Source organism: Pseudomonas sp. SID14000 (assembly GCF_002165135.1).
Lineage (GTDB): Bacteria > Pseudomonadota > Gammaproteobacteria > Pseudomonadales > Pseudomonadaceae > Aquipseudomonas.
In genome coordinates, this window is sequence record NZ_NFZQ01000002.1 from 147,577 (window position 1) to 170,895 (window position 23,319).

Consider the following 23,319-nt stretch of genomic DNA (forward strand, 5'->3'; position numbering starts at 1 on the left):
CTTACCGGGCCGAAGCGAGTTGAGTGAAAGCGGAACCGAGCCACTGCTGCACACCACTCATGGTGGCGGCAGAGGTGTCGAGGAACGGCTGCGGATACACGCCCAGCAGGATCAGCAGTACCGCCAGACCCAGGACCATGATCAGCTCGCGACCATCCATGCCGGCCAGCACGGTTTCGGTCTTGGCCGGGCCGAAATAGGCGCGGTGGATCATGATCAGCGAGTACACCGAACCGAACACCAGACCAGTGGTGGCGATCACGGTGATCCACGGTACGCTGGCGAAGCTGCCGATCAGGATCAGGAACTCGCCGACGAAGTTGCCGGTACCGGGCAGGCCCAGAGATGCGGCGGCGAAGAACAGGCTGATGGCCGGCAGGTAGGCGATGCGGTGCCACAGGCCACCCATCTCGCGCATGTCACGGGTGTGCAGGCGCTCGTACAGCTGGCCGGCCAGGATAAACAGCGCGGCAGCCGACAGGCCGTGGGCCAGCATCTGGATCACCGCGCCTTGCAGGGCCTGCTGGCTACCGGAGTAGATACCGATCAGTACGAAGCCCATGTGCGAGACGCTGGAGAAGGCGACCAGGCGCTTGATGTCGGTTTGCGCGAAGGCCAGGAAGGCACCGTAGAAGATACCGATCAGACCCAGGGTCATGGCGATTGGTGCGAACTCGGCCGAGGCGTTCGGGAACAGCGGCAGGGCGAAGCGCAGCAGGCCATAGGCCGCAGTCTTCAGCAAGATACCGGCCAGGTCCACGGAACCTGCGGTCGGTGCCTGGGCGTGAGCGTCAGGCAGCCAGGAGTGGAATGGCACCACCGGCAGTTTCACCGCGAAGGCGATGAAGAAGCCCAGCATCAGCAGGTACTCGGTACCAGCTGGCAGTTCGGCCTTGAGCAGGTCGCTGTAGTTGAAGGTGATCACGCCGGTGTTGGTGTAGTTGACCAGCACCAGGCCGAGGATCGCCACCAGCATGATCAGGCCGCTGGCCTGGGTGAAGATGAAGAACTTGGTAGCGGCGTAGATCCGGGTCTTCTTGCCATCCGAGGAGCTGTGACCCCAGAGCGCGATGAGGAAATACATCGGCACCAGCATCATTTCCCAGAAGAAGAAGAACAGGAACAGGTCCAGGGCCAGGAACACACCGACCACGCCGCCGAGAATCCACATCAGGTTGAGGTGGAAGAAGCCGACATGGCGCTGGATCTCTTTCCAGGAGCACAGTACCGACAGCACACCGAGCAGGCCGGTGAGCAGGATCATCAGCAGCGACAGGCCGTCGAGGGCCAGGTGGATGCTGATGCCGAAGCGCTGGATCCACTGGACTTTGTATTCCAGGGCCCAGGCCGGCTCGGCGCCCGGGGCGGGGGCCAGGGTGTAGTCGCCGTTACCCCACAGCCACAGGCCGATGCCGAGCAGCAGGGACATGGTCAGCAGCGCGATCCAGCGCGGCAGGGTGGCGCCGAAGCGCTCACCCAGCCAGCACAGGAAGCCGCCGATGAAGGGGATCAGGATCAGCCAAGGCAAAATCATGACGGGTTCGTTTCCTTTTGCAGGGTCGCAAGGTTCGCAAAGTTCATGGTCATACCGCGGCCACTACCACAGCGCCGAGTACCAGCACTGCGCCAACGGCGATCGAAGCGGTGTACCAGCGCAGCTGGCCGGTCTCGGTCTTGCTCATGGCGACGTGGCCGCCGCGAGCCAGGCGAGGGATCAGGCCGATGCTGCGGTCAACCGGATCCTTGCGCAGGATGTGGCTGATCAGCAGGTAAGGTTTGACGAACAGCTTGTCGTAGATCCAGTCGAAGCCCCAGGCGGCGAACCACCAGGCCGACAGGACACGACCGATACTGCTGTTGGCGACGGCGCTGACGAAGCGGCGCTTGCCCAGGAACAGCAGGGCCGACAGCAGGATACCGGCGATGGCGATGGCGCCCGAAGTGAGCTCCAGCGCGTGCTTGGCTTCGCCACCGGCGTGGCCGGCGCTTTCAGGCAGTACACCTGCCAGCGGCGGGGTGATCCAGGCGCCGACGAAGGTCGACAGCACGATCAGCACGCCCAGCGGCAGCCAGTGGCTGATGCCGTGGCCAGCGTGGGCTTCGGTCTTGGCTTCGCCGTGGAAGGCGATGAAGATCAGGCGGAAGGTGTACAGCGAGGTCATGAACGCACCGACCAGGCCGGCGTACAGCAGGCCGGTGTTGCCGCTGGCGAAGGCTTCCCAGAGGATCTCGTCCTTGGAGTAGAAGCCCACGGTCACGATCGGCAGGGCAGCCAGGGCAGCACCACCGACCACGAAGCTGGCGTAGGCCAGCGGCAGTTTCTTCCACAGGCCGCCCATCTTGAAGATGTCCTGCTCGTGGTGGCAGGCAACGATCACCGCACCGGAGGCAAGGAACAGCAGGGCCTTGAAGAAGGCGTGGGTCATCAGGTGGAAGATCGCCGCGTCCCAGGCGCCAACGCCCAGGGCCAGGAACATGTAGCCGATCTGGCTCATGGTCGAGTAGGCGAGGATACGCTTGATATCGGTTTGCACCAGCGCGGCGAAGCCGGCCAGAACCAGGGTTACGCCACCGACCACGCCTACCAAGTGCAGGATGTCCGGCGCCAGCAGGAACAGGCCGTTGGTACGGGCGATCAGGTACACGCCCGCGGTCACCATGGTTGCCGCGTGGATCAGCGCGGAGACCGGGGTCGGGCCGGCCATCGCGTCGGCCAGCCAGGTCTGCAGTGGCAGCTGGGCCGATTTGCCGACCGCACCACCCAGCAGCATCAGCGTTGCCAGGACCATCCAGGTGTCGCCAGCCTGGAACTTCTGCGGTGCCAGCACCAGCAGTTCCTGCACGTTCAGGGTACCCAGCTGGACGAACAGGATGAACAGGCCAATGGCCATGAACACGTCGCCGATACGGGTGACGATGAATGCCTTGAGCGCCGCGTTACCGTTGTTGCGGTTGCTGTAGTAGAAACCGATCAACAGGTACGAGCACAGGCCCACGCCTTCCCAGCCGAAGTAGATGAACAGCAGGTTGTCGCCCAGCACCAGGAACAGCATGCTGGCGATGAACAGGTTGGTGTATGCGAAGAAGCGCGAGTAGCCGGCTTCGCCACGCATGTACCAGGACGCGAACAGGTGGATCAGGAAGCCGACACCGGTGACCACGCCGAGCATGGTGACCGACAGGCCGTCCAGGTACAGGGTGAAGTTCGGCGTGAAGCCATCCACCGACATCCACTGCCACAGCAGCTGGCTGTACGCGCCACCTTCAGGCGGGGCGACGTTGAATTGCCAGATGACGTAGGCGGCCACGGCGGCCGACAGGCCTACCGAGCCGACGCCGATCAGGGCGGACAGGTTCTCCGAGAACCGCCCGCGCGAGAACGACAGCAGCAGGAAGCCGACGAGGGGGAAGACGAAAGTCAGGAAGAGAAGGTTCATCCGCGCATCTCACTGGCAGCATCGATGTCGAGAGTGTGGAAGCGGCGATACAGCTGCAGCAGGATGGCCAGGCCAATACTGGCCTCGGCGGCTGCCAGGCTGATCACCAGAATGAACATCACCTGGCCGTCGGGCTGGACCCAACGGGCACCGGCGACGATGAACGCCAGGGCAGAGGCGTTCATCATGACTTCCAGGCTCATGAGCACGAAGAGGATGTTGCGGCGGACCATCAGGCCAACCAGACCTAAGCAGAACAGGATGCCGGCGACCGCCAGACCATGCTCGAGAGGGATAGCACCCATGATTTACTCCTTCGCCTCGTTGCGGCCCAGGTGGAAGGCGGTGACAGCTGCGGCCAGCAGCAGCATCGAAGCCAGTTCGACCACCAGCAGGTAGGGACCGAACAGGCTGATGCCGACTTCTTTCGGACCCACGGTAGTGCCGCTGATGCCGGCACCGCTCGGGGCGACGAACAGCACGTACAGCAGCTCCAGCAGCAGCAGGGCGGCAAGGATCACAGGCCCCGCCCAGATACCGGGCTTGAGCCAGCCCCGTTCCTGGGCGACCGAAGCCGGCCCGAGGTTGAGCATCATCACCACGAACACGAACAGCACCATGATGGCGCCGGCGTAGGCGATCACTTCCAGGGCGCCGGCGAACGGCGCACCCAGGGCGAAGAAGATCATGGCCACGGAAATCAGCGAAATGATCAGGTAAAGCAAGGCGTGCACGGGGTTGGTGCCGGTCACCACCCGAAGGGTGGAGACCACGGCGATCCCGGATGCGAAGTAGAAAGCGAATTCCATCTTTCTGTCCTTATGGGAGCAAGCTCTTCACGTTGATCGGCTCGGCTTCGTTCTGTGCAGAGCCTTTCGGCTTGCCAGCGATTGCCATGCCGGCAACACGGTAGAAGTTGTAGTCAGGGTTCTTGCCGGGGCCGGAGATCAGCAGATCTTCTTTCTCGTACACCAGGTCCTGACGCTTGAACTCGGCCATTTCGAAATCCGGAGTCAGCTGGATCGCGGTGGTCGGGCACGCTTCTTCACACAGGCCGCAGAAGATGCAGCGCGAGAAGTTGATGCGGAAGAACTCCGGGTACCAGCGGCCGTCCTCGGTCTCGGCCTTCTGCAGCGAGATGCAGCCGACCGGGCAGGCCACCGCGCAGAGGTTGCACGCTACGCAGCGCTCCTCGCCATCGGGGTCGCGGGTGAGGACGATGCGGCCGCGGTAGCGCGGCGGCAGGTACACGGGTTCTTCTGGGTACTGCAGGGTATCGCGCTTGCGGAACCCGTGGGAGAACACCATTGCCAGGCTGCGCAGCTGGGTGCCGGTGCCCTTAACGATGTCGCCGATATACTTGAACATGGGTCAAATCCTCACTGGGCCGCGACGGCTGGCGTGTTGTAGAGCACGATCGCAGCGGTCACCAGCAAATTGATCAGGGTCAGCGGCAGGCAGAACTTCCAGCTGAAGTCCATCACCTGGTCATAGCGTGGGCGCGGGATCGAGGCGCGCAGCAGGATGAACAGCATGATGAAGAACGCGGTCTTCAGTGCGAACCACAGGAACGACAGTTGCGGCAGGATGCCGAACGGGCCGTGCCAGCCGCCGAAGAACAGGGTTACCAGCAGCGCCGAGATGAGGATGATGCCGATGTACTCACCGACGAAGAACATGCCCCATTTCATGCCGGCATACTCGATGTGGTAACCGTCGGCCAGTTCCTGTTCCGCCTCTGGCTGGTCGAACGGGTGACGGTGAGTCACGGCGACGCCAGCGATGAAGAAGGTGCAGAAGCCGAAGAACTGCGGAATGATGAACCACAGGTTCTGCGCCTGGTATTCAACGATGTCGCGCATGTTGAACGAACCCACCTGCACCACCACGCCCATCAGCGCCAGGCCCAGGAACACTTCGTACGACACGGTCTGAGCAGAGGCACGCAAGCTGCCCAGCAGGGCGTACTTGTTGTTCGACGACCAGCCGGCGAACAGCACTGCGTAGACCGACAGGCCTGCCATGGCGAAGAAGAACAGCAGGCCGATGTTCAGGTCGGCAACGCCCCAGGTCGGGGTGATCGGGATGACCACGAAGGCGATCAGCAGGGCGCTCATGGCCACTACCGGTGCCAGGGTGAAAATCACACGGTCGACGAAGGGTGGGTTCCAGTCTTCCTTGAAGAACATCTTCAGCATGTCGGCAGCAATCTGGAACATGCCGAACGGGCCGACGCGGTTTGGACCATAACGGTCCTGCCACCAGCCCAGCAGGCGACGCTCGACGAAGCTGAGCAGTGCGCCGCAGACCACCACCGCCAGCAGGACCACGATGGCCCGCAGCACGGAGAGGATCACATCGATCACTTCGGGGGTGAACCAGCTCATTGTGCTGCCTCCTGCAGACCTTCGACGGATGCACCGAAGATGGCAGGCGGAATGCCGGCCAGGCCTTTCGGCAACGCGACCAGGCCAGCGCCCAGCTCTTCATTGATACGCAGTGGCAGGCGCAGGGTGACACCGGCGACGTTCAGGCTCAGCAGGGCACCGTCGTTGACGCCCAGGCGGTCGGCTTCGGACTTGGCCAGGGCCACGTAGGCTGCCGGGATGCGCTCTTGCACCGGGGCGGCGCGCGAGGAGCTTTCTTCGCTGCCGAACAGGTGGAAGAACGGTACGGCAGTCCAGGTGCCACGGGCCGGACTGAAGGCGCCCGGAATGGCGTTGAACCAGTGCAGGCGGTCGCCTTGCGATTCGATCAGGCGTACGCCCGGGTCGCCGGCACGCAGGTGGCCACCGACCTCGTCCTGGAACTTGTTCCAGGCTTGTGGCGAGTTCCAGCCCGGCGACCAGGCGAACGGCACTTGCTGGCGCGGTTCGGCCGAACCCGAGTAGCCTTCCATGGAGAAGGCGAACGCGGTGTCTTTGTCTTGCGGGGTACGCGGCTCATGCACGCTGATGTTGGCGCGCATGGCGGTACGGCCGGAGTAGCGCAGCGGCTCACGGGCCAGTTTCAAGCCCTTGATGCGGAATGCGGCGCCTGGCGCAGCGTTGACAATGCCGGCCAGTTGCGGGACGGCTTCGGCGCAGGCGCTGGTGACGTGGTCCAGCTGGGTCCAGTCGACCGGCTTGTTCAGCAGGGTGGCACGCAGGGCGTGCATCCAGCGCCAGCCTTCGTGGATCTGGATGCTGCTGTCCAGGTACTGCGGGTCGAATACCTGGAAGAAACGCTGGGCACGGCCTTCCTGGCTGACCAGGGTACCGTCGCCTTCGGCGAACGAAGCAGCTGGCAGCACCAGGTGGGCGCGATCGACTGTCGGGGTTTTGGAGTGGTCGGCAACGATCACCACCTTGGCCGCAGCCAGGGCAGCGTCGACCTTGGCGGCCGGTACGCGGGTGTACAGGTCGTTTTCCAGTACGACGATGGCGTCGGCCTTGCCGCTGATGACTGCGTCCAGCGCGGCGTCGACCGACTCGCCACCGAGCATGGCCATGCCGAGGCTGTTGGCTTCAGGTACCACCAGGCTCAGCGAGCCGTTCTTCTCGCGCAGCTTCAGCGCCTTGGCGATGTTGGCGGCGGCTTCGATCAGTGCCGGGTCGGCCAGCGAGGTACCGGCTACAACCAGTGGGCGCTTGGCGGCGACCAGGGCGTCGGCGATGCGCTGCGCCAGAGCTTTCGCTTCGGCGTCCAGGCCTTCGACGGCAGGGGCGCTCGGGTCGATGGCGTGGGCGACGGCAAAACCGATGCGAGCCAGGTCGGCCGGGGCAGCGTGCACGCATTCTTCGGCGACGTCGTCCAGCTTGGTTTCAGCCAGCGAAGCGATGAACAGCGGGTACAGCGCGTGCTGGCCGATGTTCTTCACGGCGGCGTCGAGCCAAGGCTGCACTTTCATCGCTTCGGCCATGGCCTCGGCCTTGCCCTTGGTGGCCTGGCGCACGGCCAGGGCGACGCGGGCAGCGGTCTGGGTCAGGTCTTCACCGAGCACGAACACGGCGTCGTGGTCTTCGATGTCGCGCAGGGTCGGAACCGGCAGCGGGCTGTTGTTCAGCACGTTCAGGGCCAGGCGTACGCGGGCCAGCTCGCCGGCTTCCATACCCGAGTAGAAGTACTCGGCACCGACCAGCTCACGCAGGCCGTAGTTGCTTTCCAGGCTGGCGCGTGGCGAACCGATACCAACGATGGTGCGGCCGCGCAGCAGGTCGGCAGCCTTGTCCAGGGCGGCGTCCAGGCCCAGCTTGGTGCCGTCGGCCAGGTATGGCTGGCGCGGGCGATCCTTGCGGTTGACGTAGCCATAGCCGAAGCGGCCGCGGTCGCACAGGAAGTACTGGTTGACCGAACCGTTGAAGCGGTTTTCCACGCGGCGCAGTTCGCCGTAGCGCTCGCCCGGGCTGATGTTGCAGCCGCTGGAGCAGCCGTGGCAGATGCTCGGGGCGAACTGCATGTCCCACTTGCGGTTGTAGCGCTCGGAGTGGGTCTTGTCGGTGAACACGCCGGTCGGGCAGACCTCGGTCAGGTTGCCGGAGAATTCGCTTTCCAGCACGCCGTCTTCGACGCGGCCGAAGTACACGTTGTCGTGGGCGCCGTACACGCCCAGGTCGGTACCACCGGCATAGTCCTTGTAGTAGCGCACGCAGCGGTAGCAGGCGATGCAGCGGTTCATCTCATGGGCGATGAACGGGCCGAGGTCCTGGTTCTGGTGGGTACGCTTGGTGAAACGGTAGCGGCGCTCGTTGTGGCCGGTCATTACCGTCATGTCCTGCAGGTGGCAGTGACCGCCTTCCTCGCACACCGGGCAGTCGTGCGGGTGGTTGGTCATCAGCCATTCGACGACGCTGGCGCGGAACGCCTTGGATTCTTCATCGTCGATGGAGATCCAGGTGCCGTCGGAGGCAGGGGTCATGCAGGACATGACGATACGACCACGGGTGTCGTTCTCGTCGGTGTACTGCTTGACCGCACACTGCCGGCAGGCGCCAACGCTACCAAGCGCCGGGTGCCAGCAGAAATAAGGGATGTCGAGGCCGAGCGACAGACAGGCCTGTAACAGGTTGTCTGCACCGTTGACTTCGAGCGCTTTGCCGTCTACGTGGATAGTGGCCATTGTTCAAAGTTCTTCGTTGGCCCGCGTGAGCGGGCGTGGCTAATGGAAATCGGTGAGCTTGCGACACGCCACGATTTCTCGGGCCTGCCGGCAAGCTGGCGAGTGGCACGGACCACCCGCCTCAATCATCTTGTTATGCGCCGACCACGATCGGCTTGGCCAGGTTGGGGCGCAGGGCATCGCCCGCCGCAGCGGGAGCGACACCGGCCTCGAACTCGGACCGGAAGTATTTGATGGCACTGCCCAGCGGCTCGACGGCACCTGGTGCATGAGCACAGAAGGTACGGCCAGGGCCGAGGAAGTTGACCAGGCCCAGCAGCGTCTCGATGTCTTCGGCGCGGCCCTGGCCTTTTTCCAGTGCGCGCAGCATCTTCACGCTCCACGGCAGGCCGTCACGGCATGGGGTGCACCAGCCGCACGACTCGCGGGCGAAGAACTCTTCCATGTTGCGCAGCAGCGAAACCATGTTGATGCTGTCGTCCACCGCCATGGCCAGACCAGTACCCATACGGGTGCCAACCTTGGCGATGCCGCCGGCGTACATCTGCGCGTCGAGGTGCTCGGGCAACAGGAAACCGGTACCGGCGCCGCCTGGCTGCCAGCACTTGAGCTTGAAGCCGTCGCGCATGCCGCCGGCGTAGTCTTCGAACAGTTCGCGGGCGGTGACGCCGAACGGCAGCTCCCACAGGCCCGGGTTCTTCACCTTGCCGGAGAAGCCCATCAGCTTGGTGCCATGGTCTTCGCTGCCTTCGCGGGCCAGCGACTTGTACCAGTCGTTGCCGTTGGCGACGATGGCCGGGACGTTGCACAGGGTTTCGACGTTGTTCACGCAAGTCGGCTTGCCCCACACGCCAACGGCAGCAGGGAAGGGTGGCTTGGAACGCGGGTTGGCGCGGCGACCTTCCAGCGAGTTGATCAGTGCGGTTTCTTCACCGCAGATGTAGCGGCCGGCACCGGTGTGCACGAACAGCTCGAAATCGAAGCCGCTGCCAAGGATGTTCTTGCCCAGCAGGCCGGCGGCCTTGGCTTCCTCGATGGCGCGGTTGAGGTGCTTCGCTGCGGTGGTGTATTCGCCACGCAGGAAGATGTAGCCACGGTAGGCCTTCAGGGCACGGGCGCTGATCAGCATGCCCTCGACCAGCAGATGGGGCTGTTGCTCCATCAGCATGCGGTCCTTCCAGGTGTTCGGCTCCATTTCGTCCGCGTTGCACAGCAGGTAGCGGATGTTCATGGATTCGTCTTTGGGCATCAGGCCCCACTTCACGCCAGTGGGGAAGCCTGCACCACCGCGCCCCTTGAGGCCGGAGTCCTTGACGCTTTGCACGATGTCGTCGGCCGACATCTGCGCCAGCGCCTTGCGGGCGGCAGCGTAGCCGTTTTTCGATTCGTACTCGGCAAGCCATACCGGCTCGCCGTCGTCACGCAGGCGCCAGGTCAGCGGGTGGGTTTCGGCCGTGCGCGCGATGCGGTTGGCCGGGCCGAAGGAAGTAATGGTCATACGTAACCCTCCAGCAGTTTGGAAACGCCTGCCGGTTGCACGTCACCGAAGGTGTCGTCGTCGATCATCAGCGCCGGGGCCTTGTCGCAGTTGCCCAGGCAGCATACCGGCAGCAGGGTGAAGCGGCCGTCGGCGGTGGTTTGGCCGAGGCCGATGCCCAGTTCGCTCTGGATCTGGCTGACCACGGATTCATGGCCGCCGATGTAGCAGACCATGCTGTCGCACACGCGGATGATGTGGCGGCCGACTGGCTGACGGAAGATCTGGCTGTAGAAAGTGGCGACACCTTCGACGTCGCTGGCCGGAATGCCCAGTACTTCGCCGATGGCGTGGATGGCGCCGTCCGGCACCCAGCCACGTTCCTTCTGGACGATCTTCAGGGCTTCGATGGACGCCGCGCGCGGGTCCTCGTAGTGATGCATTTCGTGCTCGATGGCCGAGCGCTCGGTTTCGCTCAGGGCGAAACGGTCTGTCTGGATAAGCGTGCTGTTCATGCTTAGCGGTCCACGTCAGCCATAACGAAGTCGATACTGCCCAGGTACGCAATGAGGTCGGCGACCATGCTGCCTTTGATCACCGAAGGGATCTGCTGCAGGTGCGGGTAGCTCGGGGTACGGATCCGGGTGCGGTAGCTCATGGTGCCGCCATCGCTCGTCAGGTAGTAACTGTTGATGCCCTTGGTCGCCTCGATCATCTGGAACGACTCGTTGGCCGGCATGACCGGGCCCCACGAGACTTGCAGGAAGTGCGTGATCAGGGTCTCGATGTGCTGCAGGGTGCGCTCTTTCGGCGGCGGCGTGGTCAGCGGGTGGTCCGCCTTGTACGGGCCTTCCGGCATGTTGCGCAGGCACTGGTCGATGATGCGGATACTCTGGCGCATCTCCTCGACACGGACCATGCAGCGATCGTAGGCATCGCCGTTGTGGGCCAGCGGTACTTCGAACTCGAAGTTCTCGTAGCCGGAGTAGGGGCGGGCTTTGCGCAGGTCGAAGTCGCAACCGGTAGCACGCAGGCCGGCACCGGTGGTACCCCAGGCCAGGGCTTCCTTGGTGTTGTACGCGGCAACGCCGATGGTACGGCCCTTGAGGATGCTGTTCTGCAGGGCAGCCTTTTCGTACTCGTCGAGGCGCTTGGGCAGCCATTCGACGAAGTCCTTGACCAGCTTGTCCCAGCCGCGTGGCAGGTCGTGGGCGACGCCACCAATGCGGTACCAGGCCGGGTGCAGGCGGAAACCGGTGATCGCTTCGATCACGGTGTAGGCGCGCTGTCGGTCGGTGAAGGTGAAGAACACCGGGGTCATGGCGCCGACGTCCTGGATGTAGGTACCCAGGAACAGCAGGTGGCTGGTGATACGGAAGAACTCGGCCAGCATCACGCGGATGGTGTCGACCTTCTGTGGCACCTTGATGCCGGCCAGCTTCTCGACCGCGAGCACGTACGGCAGGTTGTTCATTACCCCGCCGAGGTAGTCGATACGGTCGGTGTAAGGGATGAAGCTGTGCCAGGACTGGCGCTCGGCCATTTTCTCGGCGCCACGGTGGTGGTAGCCAATGTCCGGCACGCAGTCGACGATCTCTTCACCGTCCAGTTGCAGGACGATACGGAAGGCACCGTGCGCAGAAGGGTGGTTGGGGCCGAGGTTGAGGAACATGTAGTCCTCGTTGGCGCCCTGGCGCTTCATGCCCCAGGCTTCCGGGTTGAAGCGTGCCGATTCCTCTTCAAGCTGCTGCTTGGCCAGGGTCAGGCTGTAGGGGTCGAATTCGGTGGCGCGTGCCGGGTAGTCCTTGCGCAGCGGGTGGCCTTCCCAGGTAGGCGGCATCATGATGCGGCTGAGGTGTGGGTGGCCGGCAAAGTCGATGCCGAACATGTCCCAGACTTCGCGCTCGTACCAGTTGGCGTTCGGCCAGATACCGGTCACGGTCGGCAGGTTCAGGTCGCCTTCGCTGAGCGACACCTTGATCATCACATCGCTGTTACGCTCGATCGACAGCAGGTGGTAGAACACGCTGAAGTCGGCGGCGGGCAGGCCGCGGCGCTGGGTGCGCAGGCGTTCGTCGACGCCGTGCAGGTCGTACAGCATGCTGTACGGTTTGGCCACGCCGCGCAGGAAGCTGAGCACTTCCTTGAGTTGCTCGCGCTTGACCCACAGCACGGGCATGCCGGTGCGGGTTTCCTGGGCGACGAATGCTTCGGCGCCAAAACGGTTGTGCAGTTCGACGACCACATCCTGGTCGTCAGCCTTGTAGGGCGGAATGAAAATAGCGTTGTCCGCTGTCATGGTCTCGGTCGCTTTGGGCAAACGTTAAGAATGAAGCCAGGCCGCCGGCTCCAGGGGAGCGGGCGGCAGGTCGCTGGATCAGACTTCGTCGGGGCTGCGCAGGTTGGTTACTGCAATGCGCTGCTCACGACGCAGGTCTTTCTGGGCTGGCATCTCGGCACGGTAAATACCTTGATCACCAACAACCCAGGAAAGCGGGCGTCGTTCTTGGCCGATCGACTCCTGCAGCAGCATCAAGCCTTGCAGGAAAGCCTCAGGGCGTGGCGGGCAGCCAGGCACATAGACGTCCACGGGGAGGAACTTGTCGACCCCCTGAACGACCGAGTAGATGTCGTACATGCCACCGGAGTTGGCGCACGAACCCATGGAGATGACCCACTTCGGCTCGAGCATCTGCTCGTACAGGCGCTGGATGATCGGCGCCATTTTGACGAAGCAGGTACCGGCGATGACCATGAAGTCGGCCTGACGCGGCGAGGCCCGGATGACTTCGGCGCCGAAGCGGGCGATGTCGTGGGGCGCCGTGAAGGCCGTGGTCATTTCCACGTAGCAGCAGGACAGGCCGAAGTTGTACGGCCAGAGGGAGTTCTTGCGACCCCAGTTGACCGCGCCACGCAGCACATCTTCAAGCTTGCCCATGAAGATGTTCTTGTGGACCTGGTCCTCTAGCAGTTGATCGGTGACGGTTTCCCGTTCACCGACCGGGTACTGCTCGTTGGGCGCATCCGGATCGATTCTGGTGAGATTGTATTGCATGCCAAAGCCTCATTGTTTCAGCTTCGCTTGCCGCTTGCGGCGACCTTCGGGAGCCCAATCAAGTGCCCCGACGCGCCATAGGTAGACAAGACCAGCCAACAGAATTGCTATGAAAACGAGTGCTTCGACGAATCCGGTCCAGCCGCTTTCGCGGACGGACACAGACCATGCAAAGAGAAAGAGGGCTTCGATATCGAAGATCACGAACAGCATCGCGACCAGATAGAATTTGGCGGACAGGCGCAGGCGGGCGCTGCCGACGGGCAGCATGCCGGATTCGAAGGGTTCGTTCTTGGCGCGGCCCCAGGCCTTGCTACCGAGCAGGCTGGACAGGCCGAGCATGAAGGCGCACAGGCCGACGACACCCAGGAGGAAGATGGCAAAGCCCCAGTTGTGGGCGATGAGTCCTGCCGAATCGGACATGCTAGAGATCCTTATACAGAGACCCAGCTCTGCAGTCTGAAATAAGTGTAGAGCGGCGACCTGGTGTCGCACATGCAGTGACCAAATGTCGCAGCTGAATCAATCGCGCTGATTTTATGGGTAAACCCCGTGCAAGTAAAATTTCTGTCGCAAATTTATTCGTAGGATTAAGTACAAAACCTGCTCGTAAATGGCTGAAAGCCTTGAGATTAGGGCATTGCGTGCGGTTTTGTTAATTATGTTTCTTGCGACGGGTAACGAATTGCAAGTTTCGTAATGATAATTGATATCATTTGGTCTGGTGCCTGATATTTCTCCTCTTCTGCCCCTTGTAAAGTTCATCTGACGATTCCCGCTACTTGCAAATGCAAAAAACGCCTGTTCTAGCAGCTTCTGACACCGCTCGTACCGCTCTGGGTCAATACTTTATCGATTGGGCGATGACCGGCTGATGAAGCGATCGCCCACTGGCCGAGCCAGTAGGTGAGGATGATCAGGTATGGCGCGGCGGCGAACGGGCTGACGAAGCGGTCGATGCCTATCAGGCTGTCGGAGAGCACGAACAGGCAGGCGCCGAGCGTGGCGAGCCCGCCACAGGCCAGGGCGCGCCAGAGCATGGCGCTGATGGCCAGGGCGTACAGTGCGACCGGGATCAGTAGTGGGCCAAGGCCGTGGCTGGCCAGCACGCCGAGCAGAGTGATACCGGTAATGGCGCTCAGCAGCAGTGCGGGCAGGGCTGGACGCAGGGTCTGGCTGCAATAGGCGCGCAGGTAGGCCAGGTGGGCGCAGAGGAAGGCAGCCAGGCCGAACACGAACAGGTCGGCGGGGATGGCCAGCAGGATGTCGCCGAGTACCGAGAAGGCCAGGCCGAGGGTAATCCAGCGGCGATAAGGTGTGGCGCGAGCACTGCGCAGCCAGGCGATCAGGGCCAGTACCGGGATCGGTTTCGCCAGCAGGGCGAGCAGGGTGTTGTCGCTGGCCAGTGCATATATATAGAGGGCGGCGGCGACCAGGGCGAGAATCGTCAGGTGGCTTGGGCGAGGCATGAGCGGTCCTTGCGGCTGGGCTGCCTCAAGCATAGACCTGAATTTGGGTTTTGCTGGTGATGCCTTTGGATTGTGTTGGGGCTGCCATGGGCTTGATGAAAGGAATGCGCCGCCTGTGAGACCGAGCGACGCCCGCGCGGCGCTTCGCGGGACAAGCCCGCTCCCACATTTGTTGCAACGTGCCGAACCTGTCAGGCCATGGTTGTCAGCCTGGTTGCCCTGGCCTGATTTCTCGACTGGCGCTGCTGCCGTCCCATCTATCTCAAGTCATGCGCCAAGGCTGACAACGCCTCTCCCACAGGCATGGCCACGTTGCAACAAATGTGGGAGCGGGCTTGTCCCGCGAAGCGCCGCGCGGGCGGCGCTCGATCTACGCAGCACCGCAAAAACCAAGGCAGGCACCTCGCCGCCCTGACGCAATCGGGCGCAGAACACCTGACATGTCGGATTTAACCCCTTCCATGTAGGCCATTTCCCAAACATACTCTTGCCGCCTTTTTTCCGTTGCGGCTGCTGTGGCAGCGCTCTAGTCTCGGCGAGTCGTTGCACATCAACGACACGGCTTTGACAGGCCGGAATTGAAAGAAGGTGCACTCGCTTTGCCTCAATGGCAGCTGTGCGTGTGGGCACGTTCGCGTGCGCCGGTCTTTCTTTCTTTCCACCGGTCTGTCAACCCGCGCATAGCTGCCACCTAACCGTTTGACAGCGGGCGGATGGCAGCCAAACAGGAAAGAAAGGAGCGAGTCATGCTAAAAGTTGTCCCCGATCTACCCCACAACCCCCATTCCCTCGAAGACACCCTGATCCAGGCCACCGTGGTGCATCAGGCCTTCGGCATTGGTTCAGGCGCAGATGCACACAGGGCCTCGGACTTTGCACTAAGGCTTGATTGATGTGTTGTCTGGGTGTGCCTCTTCGCGGGTAAACCCGCTCCCACAGGTTCATCACAAGCGCCAAGACTTGCACAGCACCTGTGGGGGCGGGTTTACCCGCGAAAGGGCCGGCCCAGGCAGTAGAGAATTTTCAGGGGAATGAACAATGACAACAGAAGACACCCAGTTCACCGTCGGCAAAACCACCTTCTACCAAGGTGAAAACGGCACCCACCCACTGTTCCGCATCGAGCCCGGCATTCCTTGTCGGGATGCCCGCGAGCAGTCCTCGGAGCTGATGGGCTATGTGCGCGAACTGACCATCACCGGCCTGATGGACGAGAAACCGATGATGATCTGGGCTGCCCATTACCTCAGCGCCATGGCCAAGGCGCTGATGGATGACGCAGAGCTGGGCATGAAGCTTTGAGGTTGTTCCAGTCACAGGCTGCTATTTGAACCCATGCAAAAAGGCCCAGGGCTTTCACAAACCCCGGGCCTTTCTTCAACAGCAACCCACTATCAGTGGAACTGCTCTTCCTCGGTCGAACCAGTCAGTGCAGTCACCGACGAAGCCCCGCCCTGAATAACAGTGGTCATGTCGTCGAAGTAGCCAGTGCCCACTTCCTGCTGGTGCGCCACGAAGGTGTAGCCTTTGTTGGCGTCAGCGAATTCCTGCTCCTGCAGCTTCACGTAGGCGGTCATGTCGTTGCGGGCGTAGTCGTGCGCCAGGTTGAACATGCCGTGCCACATGTTGTGGATGCCAGCCAGGGTGATGAACTGGTGCTTGTAGCCCATGGCCGACAGCTCGCGCTGGAACTTGGCGATGGTCGCGTCGTCCAGGTTCTTCTTCCAGTTGAAGGAAGGCGAGCAGTTGTACGACAGGATTTGGTCCGGGTACTCCTTCTTGATCGCTTCGGCGAAGCGGCGGGCTTCGTCCAGGTCCGGCTTGGCGGTTTCGCACCAGATCAGGTCGGCGTACGGGGCGTAGGCCAGGCCGCGGGCAATGGCCTGGTCGAGGCCGGCGCGTACCTTGTAGAAACCTTCGCGGGTACGCTCGCCAACCACGAACGGCTGGTCGTACGGGTCGCAGTCGCTGGTCAGCAGGTCGGCGGCGTTGGCGTCGGTACGGGCCAGGATAATGGTCGGTACACCCGACACGTCAGCGGCCAGGCGCGCAGCCACCAGCTTCTGTACAGCTTCCTGGGTCGGTACCAGCACCTTGCCACCCATGTGGCCGCATTTTTTAACCGAGGCCAGCTGGTCTTCGAAGTGCACGCCGGCGGCGCCTGCTTCGATCATGTTCTTCATCAGCTCGTAGGCGTTCAGTACGCCACCGAAACCGGCTTCGGCGTCGGCCACGATTGGCGCGAAGTAGTCGATGTAACCGTCGTCGCCCGGGTTCTTGCCGGCTTTCCACTGGATCTGGTCGGCGCGGCGGAAGGCGTTGTTGATGCGCTTGACCACGGTCGGTACCGAGTCGACCGGGTACAGCGACTGGTCAGGGTACATGGACTCGGCCGAGTTGTTGTCGGCGGCAACCTGCCAGCCGGACAGGTAGATGGCCTGGATGCCGGCCTTGACCTGCTGCACTGCCTGGCCACCGGTCAGGGCGCCCATGCAGTTGACGAAATCTTTTTCTGGGCGGAAGGACGGGTGGGCACCTTCGGTGACCAGCTTCCACAGTTTTTCTGCACCCAGGCGGGCCAGGGTGTGCTCCGGCTGCAGGGAGCCACGCAGGCGAACGACATCAGCGGCGGTGTAGGTACGGGTCACGCCTTTCCAGCGCGGGTTTTCGGCCCAGTCTTTCTCGAGGGCTGCAATTTGCTGTTCGCGTGTCAGTGCCATGGAAATAAACCTCGTCGCATCGATCTTGGGGTAATTGTGCTGATGCTCGGAGCAGATCAGGGAGCTGGCGGCTGTCCTGTTCGCAGGAGTGCGGCGGCGAACGCGAAGGCTCGAAGGGGAAGGGTGTGCAGGCCAGGCGAAAGGAGCTCCGGCAGGTCGGCTCGTGGTTGCCTTGCTGCGGTGCTGCGCGATTGCCAGTACTGCGGTGATGCGCTTCCGTCCCTCGGGACAACTTCTTCGTTGCAGTCGCAATCCCGTCGAACCGCCTTGTGGGCCGTATAGACACGAGGCGCCTCCAGGGGTGGGAGGAGTGCGTCTCGAAGGCCCTTGCCAGGGCCCCTGATTAGCGGGAGCGAGGCCATCATGCCCTTGGGAAAAAGACCCTGTCAAATGTTTTGTAGTGGTTTTTTTCGCTTACTACATCTTTGGTCTAATACGACTTGGCAGTCAGTTTCAAGGCCTTTGGTCGAGGCCTTGAATTGCCTGGGATCAGTCGAGAAGGTCGACTTTGACACGTAAAGTCATGTTTTCACCGCGCTGGGTGCTGTAGCTGAGGCTTGACGCGCTGCGATCAGCCTGACTCTGCTGATTGTACCCCGCCAGGTTGATCCACTCGCCGAGCTTTCCGGTGACTGTTGTGTCGGTGCTCTGTACTTTCACTACATCCGCGCGTTCCTGGCTGATGCGGTCATTATTGCTGCTTATTTGCAGACGAACCGTTTCGCCGCTCAGGCTAGGGGTGACGTAGAAACCCTGGGTCACGTTGCGGTATTCGGTATTGCTCTGAATGCGCCCGTAGCCGTCGGTGCTGGTGCTGGTGATCGGTATGCTCTGGCCTACCTGGATCAGCGCCGGTTGACCTTCGCTGGCCTGAATCTGCTGCATGCCGCCGTCACGGTTGCTGGTCCCGTAATGGATGACGCGCGCGTTGCCGCGGTTGTCCTGGAAGTTGCTGTCATTGTTGTCGACACTGATCAGCAGGCGCTTGGGGGCGGTGTCCAGCTGTTGCAGCAGGGCGCGCAGGTCGTCGATGCGTTCGGCGCTGGCGTTGACGATCAGCTTGTTCTCGAAGGCGCTGACCGTGCCGTCCTTGCCAATGAAGGCCTGGGCGGCGGGTAGCAGTTCGGCGCTGCTGCGGTGTTGTAGCGGTACGACCTCGGTGGCGGCCTGGGCGGTGAGGCTGGCGGCCAGCAGCAGGGAGGCGAAAAGGGGGCGTAGCGGCATGTCCATGATCTCCGCAGGTGGAATGTTCATGATGGCAAATTTGCCCGGCTTGTGCTGGCTTCACGTTACAGAACCTCTTTGAGCGGTGGCTGCTATCAGACAAATTCCGTAACATCGCGCCCCTTGTTTTCCATCCGTCCATCCGGACTGCGCCACAGGATGCCCATGAAACCCGCCCGACTCCGTGCCGACCTGCTCGCCGGCCTGACCACCTCGTTCGCCCTGGTGCCCGAGTGCATCGCCTTTGCCTTGGTGGCTCACCTCAACCCGCTGATGGGCCTGTACGGCGCCTTCATCATCTGCACCCTGACGGCGCTATTCGGTGGCCGGCCGGGGATGATTTCCGGCGCTGCCGGCTCGATGGCGGTGGTGATCGTCGCCCTGGTGGTGCAGCACGGTGTGCAGTACCTGCTGGCCACGGTGCTGCTGGGGGGCGGGGTGATGATCCTGTTCGGCCTGTTGCGCCTGGGCAAATTGGTGCGGTTGGTGCCGTACCCGGTGATGCTCGGCTTCGTCAACGGCCTGGCCATCGTCATCGCCCTGGCCCAGCTGGAGCATTTCAAGGAGGGTGAGCACTGGCTGAGCGGTGCGCCGCTGTACCTGATGATCGGCCTGGTGGCGTTGACCATGCTGGTGGTCTATGTGTTGCCGAAGCTGACCCGGGCGGTGCCGCCGGCGCTGGTGGCGATCCTCGGCGTTGGTGTGCTGGTCTACCTGCTTGACCTGCCCACCCGTACCTTGGGCGACATGGCACGCATCGCCGGTGGCCTGCCACAGTTGGCCTTGCCGGACGTGCCGTGGAACCTTGAGACCCTGAAGATCATCGCACCCTACGCGGTACTGATGGCCATGGTCGGCCTGCTGGAAACCCTGCTTACGCTCAACCTGACCGATGAGATCACCGAGAGCCGTGGCTACCCGGACCGCGAGTGCGTGGCACTAGGGGCGGCGAACATGGTTTCGGGCCTGTGCGGTGGCATGGGCGGGTGCGCGATGATCGGCCAGACGATGATCAACCTCAGCTCCCATGGCCGTGGCCGGCTGTCGGGCGTGGTGGCCGGGGTGATGGTGCTGCTGTTCGTGCTGTTCCTGGCGCCGCTGATCGAGCGCATTCCGCTGGCGGCGCTGGTCGGGGTGATGTTCGTGGTGGCGCAGCAGACGTTTGCCTGGGCGTCGTTGCGGGTGCTGCACAAGGTGCCGGCCAGCGATGTGCTGGCGATCATCGCGGTAACCGTGGTCACGGTGTTCACCGACCTGGCCGTGGCGGTGCTGTTCGGCATCGTCATCGCGGCGGTGAACTTTGCCTGGCAGCATGCGCGGGAGCTGTACGCCGACAGCCGTGAAGATGGAGAGGGAGGCAAGCATTACCAGGTGCATGGCACGCTGTTCTTTGCCTCGACCACGCAGTTCCTGAATCAGTTCGATCCGGCTAATGACCCGGCCAATGTGACTCTGGATTGCCAGCATTTGAGCTTTGTCGATTACTCGGCGATTGCTGCGCTGAAGACCTTGCGCGAGCGGTATTCCAGGGCGGGCAAGCAATTGCGGGTGGTGCATCTGTCGGAGCGCTGCAAGAAGCTGCTGAAGCGGGCTGGCGAGCAGCACTGATGGTTGGTTGTTGTCTGTGCCGGCCTCTTCGCGGCTAAAGCCGCTCCCACAGGTACTGCACAGTATTCACTGGCTGTGATGTCCTTGTGGGAGCGGCTTTAGCCGCGAAGAGGCCGGTGCAGGCGAAAGGTTTATTCGCCGCGGTTCTTCTTGACGATGGCATCGGCAATGCTCGCCGGCGCCTCGGCATAGCGGGTGAACTCCATCGAGAAGCTGGCCCGGCCCTGGGTCATCGAGCGCATCGAGGTGGCGTAGCCGAACATCTCGCCCAGCGGCACCTCGGCACGGATCACCTTGCCGGCCGGCGTTTCGTCACCATCCTGGATCATCCCGCGGCGCCGGCTCAGGTCGCCGAGGATGTCACCCTGGTATTCCTCCGGCGTCACCACTTCCACTTTCATCACCGGCTCCAGCAACACTGCTCCACCTTTCTGCGACAACTGCTTGGTGGCCATCGAGGCGGCGATCTTGTAGGCCATTTCGTTGGAGTCGACATCGTGGTATGAGCCGTCGTACACCGCCGCCTTCAGGTTGATCAGCGGGTAACCGGCGAGCACGCCGTTCTTCATCTGCTCCTCGATGCCCTTCTGGATAGCCGGGATGTACTCGCGCGGTACCACGCCGCCGACGATTTCGTTGATGAATTCCAGGCCTTCCTTGCCCTCGTCGCCGGGGGCGAAGCGGATCCAGCAGTGGCCGTACTGGCCTCGGCCGCCGGACTGGCGGACGAAACGGCCTTCGATCTCGCAGGTGTTGCGGATTTTCTCGCGGTAGGCCACCTGTGGCTTGCCGATGTTGGCCTCGACGTTGAACTCGCGGCGCATGCGGTCGACGATGATGTCCAGGTGCAACTCGCCCATGCCCGAGATAATGGTCTGGCCGGTCTCTTCGTCGGTGCGCACGCGGAATGACGGGTCTTCCTGGGCCAGTTTGCCCAGGGCGATGCCCATTTTTTCCTGGTCGGCCTTGGTCTTCGGCTCTACTGCCACGGAAATGACCGGGTCGGGGAAGTCCATGCGTTCGAGGATGATCGGCTTGTCCATGTCGCACAGGGTATCGCCGGTGGTCACGTCCTTCATGCCGATCAGCGCGGCGATGTCGCCGGCGCACACGTCCTTGATTTCGGCGCGCTGGTTGGCGTGCATCTGCACCATGCGGCCGATGCGTTCCTTCTTGCCCTTGACCGAGTTGAGTACCGCGTTGCCGGAGCTGAGCACGCCGGAATAGACCCGGGCGAAGGTAAGGGTGCCGACGAAGGGATCGGTGGCGATCTTGAACGCCAGGGCCGAGAACGGCTCGCTGTCGTCGGCGTGGCGCTCCAGGTGCTTTTCTTCGTCATCCGGGTCGGTGCCCTTGATGGCCGGGATTTCCGAAGGCGCGGGCAGGTAGTCGATGACCGCGTCGAGCATCAGCGGCACGCCCTTGTTCTTGAACGACGAGCCGAGGATAGTCGGCACGATCTCGTTGTTCAGGGTGCGTTTGCGCAGGCCGGCCTTGATCTCTTCGATGCTTAACGCTTCGCCTTCGAGAAACTTGCTGAGCAGTTCGTCATCGGCCTCGGCTGCTGCCTCGACCATGTGCGCACGCCATTCGTCGGCCAGCGCCTGCAGCTCGGCGGGGATGTCTTCTTCGCGGTAGCTGGTGCCCTGGTCCGCGTCGTTCCAGTAGATGGCCTTCATCTTCACCAGGTCGATCTGGCCGACGAAGTTTTCTTCGCTGCCGATGGCCAGCTGGATAGGTACCGGGTGGTGGCCCAGGCGTTGGTCGATCTGCCTGACCACGCGCAGGAAATCGGCGCCCTGGCGGTCCATCTTGTTGATGTAGGCCAGGCGTGGCACATGGTACTTGTTGGCCTGGCGCCAAACGGTCTCGGACTGTGGTTCGACCCCGTCCGCGCCGCTGAACACCACCACCGCGCCATCGAGCACGCGCAGCGAACGCTCCACCTCGATGGTGAAGTCGACGTGGCCTGGGGTGTCGATGATGTTGAAGCGGTACTTGTGGGCGAACTGCTTTGTCGAGCCCTGCCAGAAGGCGGTGGTCGCCGCCGAGGTGATGGTGATGCCGCGCTCCTGCTCCTGGGCCATCCAGTCCATGGTCGCGGCACCATCGTGCACTTCGCCCATCTTGTGGTTGACCCCGGTGTAGAACAGGATCCGCTCGGTGGTCGTGGTCTTGCCGGCATCCACGTGGGCGACGATGCCGATATTGCGGTACAGCTCGATGGGCGTTGTGCGGGCCATGGCGGACTACCTGTGGATGAGCGGATTCTCCCACGGTAGCAGACCGGGAGAATCCTGCCCTGCCGCCTGACCGTCAGTCGGCCTGGGCTTGCAGCATCCACTGGCCGTCCACTTCGCGGGCCAGGCCGCTGGCGGGCAGCAGGGCCAGCAGGCGCGTGTGCAGGGCGGCTTCGGTGAAGGTCTTGAGGGTGGCCAGGTCCAGTGCACCTACCAGGTTGAGATCGGCCTTGGTGTACGACAGCCAGGCTTTTTTCAGGGCCTGGGCGACGTCGCTGCCGGAGGTGCTGGCGAAGCGGCGGTGCCATTGGCGGCCGTCGAAGGTGAAGGTGTGGGCGTGGCTGTAGGTGCTTTGGTCGCCACCTTCGGTGCAGCGGTGGCAACGGCACGGGCCTTCGCCGAAGGCATTGCGCAGGTAGCTGTTGAAGTCCACCACGGGCTTGAGGGACAGGCGTTTGTCGACTTCGAACAGGTCGGCGATCAGGGGTTCTTCGGCGCTCACTCGGTATCCTCGTGTGGTGTGGCTTGCATCGGCGGGCACCCTAACAGATCGGACCCTTCAGATCACCTTTTGCAGGCCCGGCCTCTTCGCGGGTTTACCCGCGAAGAGGCCAGTAGAGACAATGGAGATCACCTGCCGTACTCTACGCGCCCATACGCCTACACACCCACTGAGGTAACCCCGCTTGAGCACCAAGTACCCGTACATCGCCACCATCACCATCAGCGCCGAAGACCGCGGCGGCGACACCGAAGCCTCGGAAAACCCAAACATGCGCGTTGGCCTGGAAGCGGTGACCGAAACCCTGAAGAAGGTGCATTTCGTCGGTACGCTCGCGGCCCCTGAAAAGAACGCCACGCACATCTGCGTGACCCTGGAAAACGGCCTGACTTACTATGGCCCGATCGTCAACGGCCACGCCGAACTCGAAGGCGGCTGGATTGCCTTCGAGTCCGACATGCTCACTCCCGCAGAACTGGGCTTGTAAGT

21 protein-coding genes are annotated in these 23,319 nt (G+C 62.7%); 4 read left to right on the forward strand and 17 right to left on the reverse strand.

What is annotated here, in order from left to right:
• Position 1: 1 nt before the first annotated feature.
• The 13 genes from nuoM to CAY82_RS03585 form a co-directional block, all read right to left on the reverse strand.
• Positions 2–1,534, reverse strand: a complete 1,533-nt coding sequence (nuoM, locus tag CAY82_RS03525; RefSeq protein WP_087499959.1) for an NADH-quinone oxidoreductase subunit M — start codon at positions 1,532–1,534, stop codon at positions 2–4.
• A 49-nt stretch (positions 1,535–1,583) separates the two neighbouring features.
• Positions 1,584–3,437 carry an NADH-quinone oxidoreductase subunit L gene (gene nuoL, locus CAY82_RS03530; protein ID WP_087499960.1) on the reverse strand — a complete coding sequence of 618 codons (1,854 nt, stop codon included), beginning with the start codon at positions 3,435–3,437 and terminating at the stop codon, positions 1,584–1,586.
• The gene (gene nuoK / locus CAY82_RS03535; RefSeq protein WP_008096201.1) at positions 3,434–3,742 is read right to left on the reverse strand and encodes an NADH-quinone oxidoreductase subunit NuoK; all 309 of its coding nucleotides are present in this window, start codon (positions 3,740–3,742) and stop codon (positions 3,434–3,436) included. Before nuoK ends, nuoL begins: the two co-directional genes overlap by 4 nt.
• Before the next feature lie 3 nt (positions 3,743–3,745).
• On the reverse strand, positions 3,746–4,246 hold the full coding sequence (gene nuoJ / locus CAY82_RS03540; RefSeq protein WP_087499961.1) for an NADH-quinone oxidoreductase subunit J: 501 nt from the start codon (positions 4,244–4,246) through the stop codon (positions 3,746–3,748).
• A gap of 10 nt (positions 4,247–4,256) precedes the next feature.
• Positions 4,257–4,805, reverse strand: a complete 549-nt coding sequence (gene nuoI / locus CAY82_RS03545) for an NADH-quinone oxidoreductase subunit NuoI (protein WP_003251442.1) — start codon at positions 4,803–4,805, stop codon at positions 4,257–4,259.
• An 11-nt stretch (positions 4,806–4,816) separates the two neighbouring features.
• Positions 4,817–5,824 (reverse strand): NADH-quinone oxidoreductase subunit NuoH, encoded by a 1,008-nt coding sequence (nuoH, locus tag CAY82_RS03550; protein WP_028632275.1) that lies wholly within the window; start codon positions 5,822–5,824, stop codon positions 4,817–4,819.
• A complete protein-coding gene (gene nuoG / locus CAY82_RS03555) occupies positions 5,821–8,535 on the reverse strand; it encodes an NADH-quinone oxidoreductase subunit NuoG (protein ID WP_087499962.1) in 2,715 nt (904 codons plus the stop codon). Before nuoG ends, nuoH begins: the two co-directional genes overlap by 4 nt.
• A gap of 133 nt (positions 8,536–8,668) precedes the next feature.
• Positions 8,669–10,033, reverse strand: a complete 1,365-nt coding sequence (gene nuoF, locus CAY82_RS03560; protein ID WP_087499963.1) for an NADH-quinone oxidoreductase subunit NuoF — start codon at positions 10,031–10,033, stop codon at positions 8,669–8,671.
• A complete protein-coding gene (nuoE, locus tag CAY82_RS03565) occupies positions 10,030–10,527 on the reverse strand; it encodes an NADH-quinone oxidoreductase subunit NuoE (protein WP_003251433.1) in 498 nt (165 codons plus the stop codon). Before nuoE ends, nuoF begins: the two co-directional genes overlap by 4 nt.
• 2 nt (positions 10,528–10,529) lie before the next feature.
• Positions 10,530–12,311, reverse strand: coding sequence for an NADH-quinone oxidoreductase subunit C/D (nuoC, locus tag CAY82_RS03570; protein WP_013973384.1), 1,782 nt, complete (start codon positions 12,309–12,311; stop codon positions 10,530–10,532).
• Between the two features lie 78 nt (positions 12,312–12,389).
• Positions 12,390–13,067 carry an NADH-quinone oxidoreductase subunit B family protein gene (locus CAY82_RS03575; RefSeq protein ID WP_003251429.1) on the reverse strand — a complete coding sequence of 226 codons (678 nt, stop codon included), beginning with the start codon at positions 13,065–13,067 and terminating at the stop codon, positions 12,390–12,392.
• 9 nt (positions 13,068–13,076) lie between these two features.
• On the reverse strand, positions 13,077–13,490 hold the full coding sequence (locus CAY82_RS03580) for an NADH-quinone oxidoreductase subunit A (protein ID WP_003251427.1): 414 nt from the start codon (positions 13,488–13,490) through the stop codon (positions 13,077–13,079).
• A 383-nt stretch (positions 13,491–13,873) separates the two neighbouring features.
• Positions 13,874–14,536, reverse strand: a complete 663-nt coding sequence (locus tag CAY82_RS03585; RefSeq protein ID WP_087499964.1) for a lysoplasmalogenase — start codon at positions 14,534–14,536, stop codon at positions 13,874–13,876.
• Positions 14,537–15,282: 746 nt separating this feature from the next.
• On the opposite strand from CAY82_RS03585, the gene CAY82_RS26590 reads away from it, so the two are divergent.
• Positions 15,283–15,429: a hypothetical protein gene (locus CAY82_RS26590; RefSeq protein WP_170931015.1), complete on the forward strand. Its 147-nt coding sequence runs from the start codon at positions 15,283–15,285 to the stop codon at positions 15,427–15,429.
• A gap of 145 nt (positions 15,430–15,574) precedes the next feature.
• Positions 15,575–15,838, forward strand: coding sequence for a DUF3077 domain-containing protein (locus CAY82_RS03590; RefSeq protein ID WP_087499965.1), 264 nt, complete (start codon positions 15,575–15,577; stop codon positions 15,836–15,838).
• Between the two features lie 92 nt (positions 15,839–15,930).
• Here the strand turns inward: CAY82_RS03590 and aceA are convergent, their stop codons facing one another.
• The gene (aceA, locus tag CAY82_RS03595) at positions 15,931–17,256 is read right to left on the reverse strand and encodes an isocitrate lyase (protein ID WP_087499966.1); all 1,326 of its coding nucleotides are present in this window, start codon (positions 17,254–17,256) and stop codon (positions 15,931–15,933) included.
• A 489-nt stretch (positions 17,257–17,745) separates the two neighbouring features.
• Positions 17,746–18,510, reverse strand: a complete 765-nt coding sequence (locus CAY82_RS03600) for a secretin N-terminal domain-containing protein (protein WP_170931019.1) — start codon at positions 18,508–18,510, stop codon at positions 17,746–17,748.
• A gap of 135 nt (positions 18,511–18,645) precedes the next feature.
• Between CAY82_RS03600 and CAY82_RS03605 the strand changes: the two genes are divergently transcribed.
• On the forward strand, positions 18,646–20,088 hold the full coding sequence (locus CAY82_RS03605; protein WP_087499967.1) for a SulP family inorganic anion transporter: 1,443 nt from the start codon (positions 18,646–18,648) through the stop codon (positions 20,086–20,088).
• Between the two features lie 131 nt (positions 20,089–20,219).
• Here CAY82_RS03605 and fusA read toward each other — a convergent pair whose 3' ends face one another.
• Together fusA and CAY82_RS03615 are read right to left on the reverse strand one after the other, a co-directional pair.
• Positions 20,220–22,331, reverse strand: coding sequence for an elongation factor G (gene fusA / locus CAY82_RS03610; RefSeq protein WP_087499968.1), 2,112 nt, complete (start codon positions 22,329–22,331; stop codon positions 20,220–20,222).
• A 73-nt stretch (positions 22,332–22,404) separates the two neighbouring features.
• A complete protein-coding gene (locus CAY82_RS03615) occupies positions 22,405–22,830 on the reverse strand; it encodes a hypothetical protein (protein ID WP_087499969.1) in 426 nt (141 codons plus the stop codon).
• Positions 22,831–23,014: 184 nt separating this feature from the next.
• On the opposite strand from CAY82_RS03615, the gene CAY82_RS03620 reads away from it, so the two are divergent.
• Positions 23,015–23,317: a hypothetical protein gene (locus tag CAY82_RS03620; protein ID WP_085720495.1), complete on the forward strand. Its 303-nt coding sequence runs from the start codon at positions 23,015–23,017 to the stop codon at positions 23,315–23,317.
• Positions 23,318–23,319 lie beyond the last annotated feature (2 nt).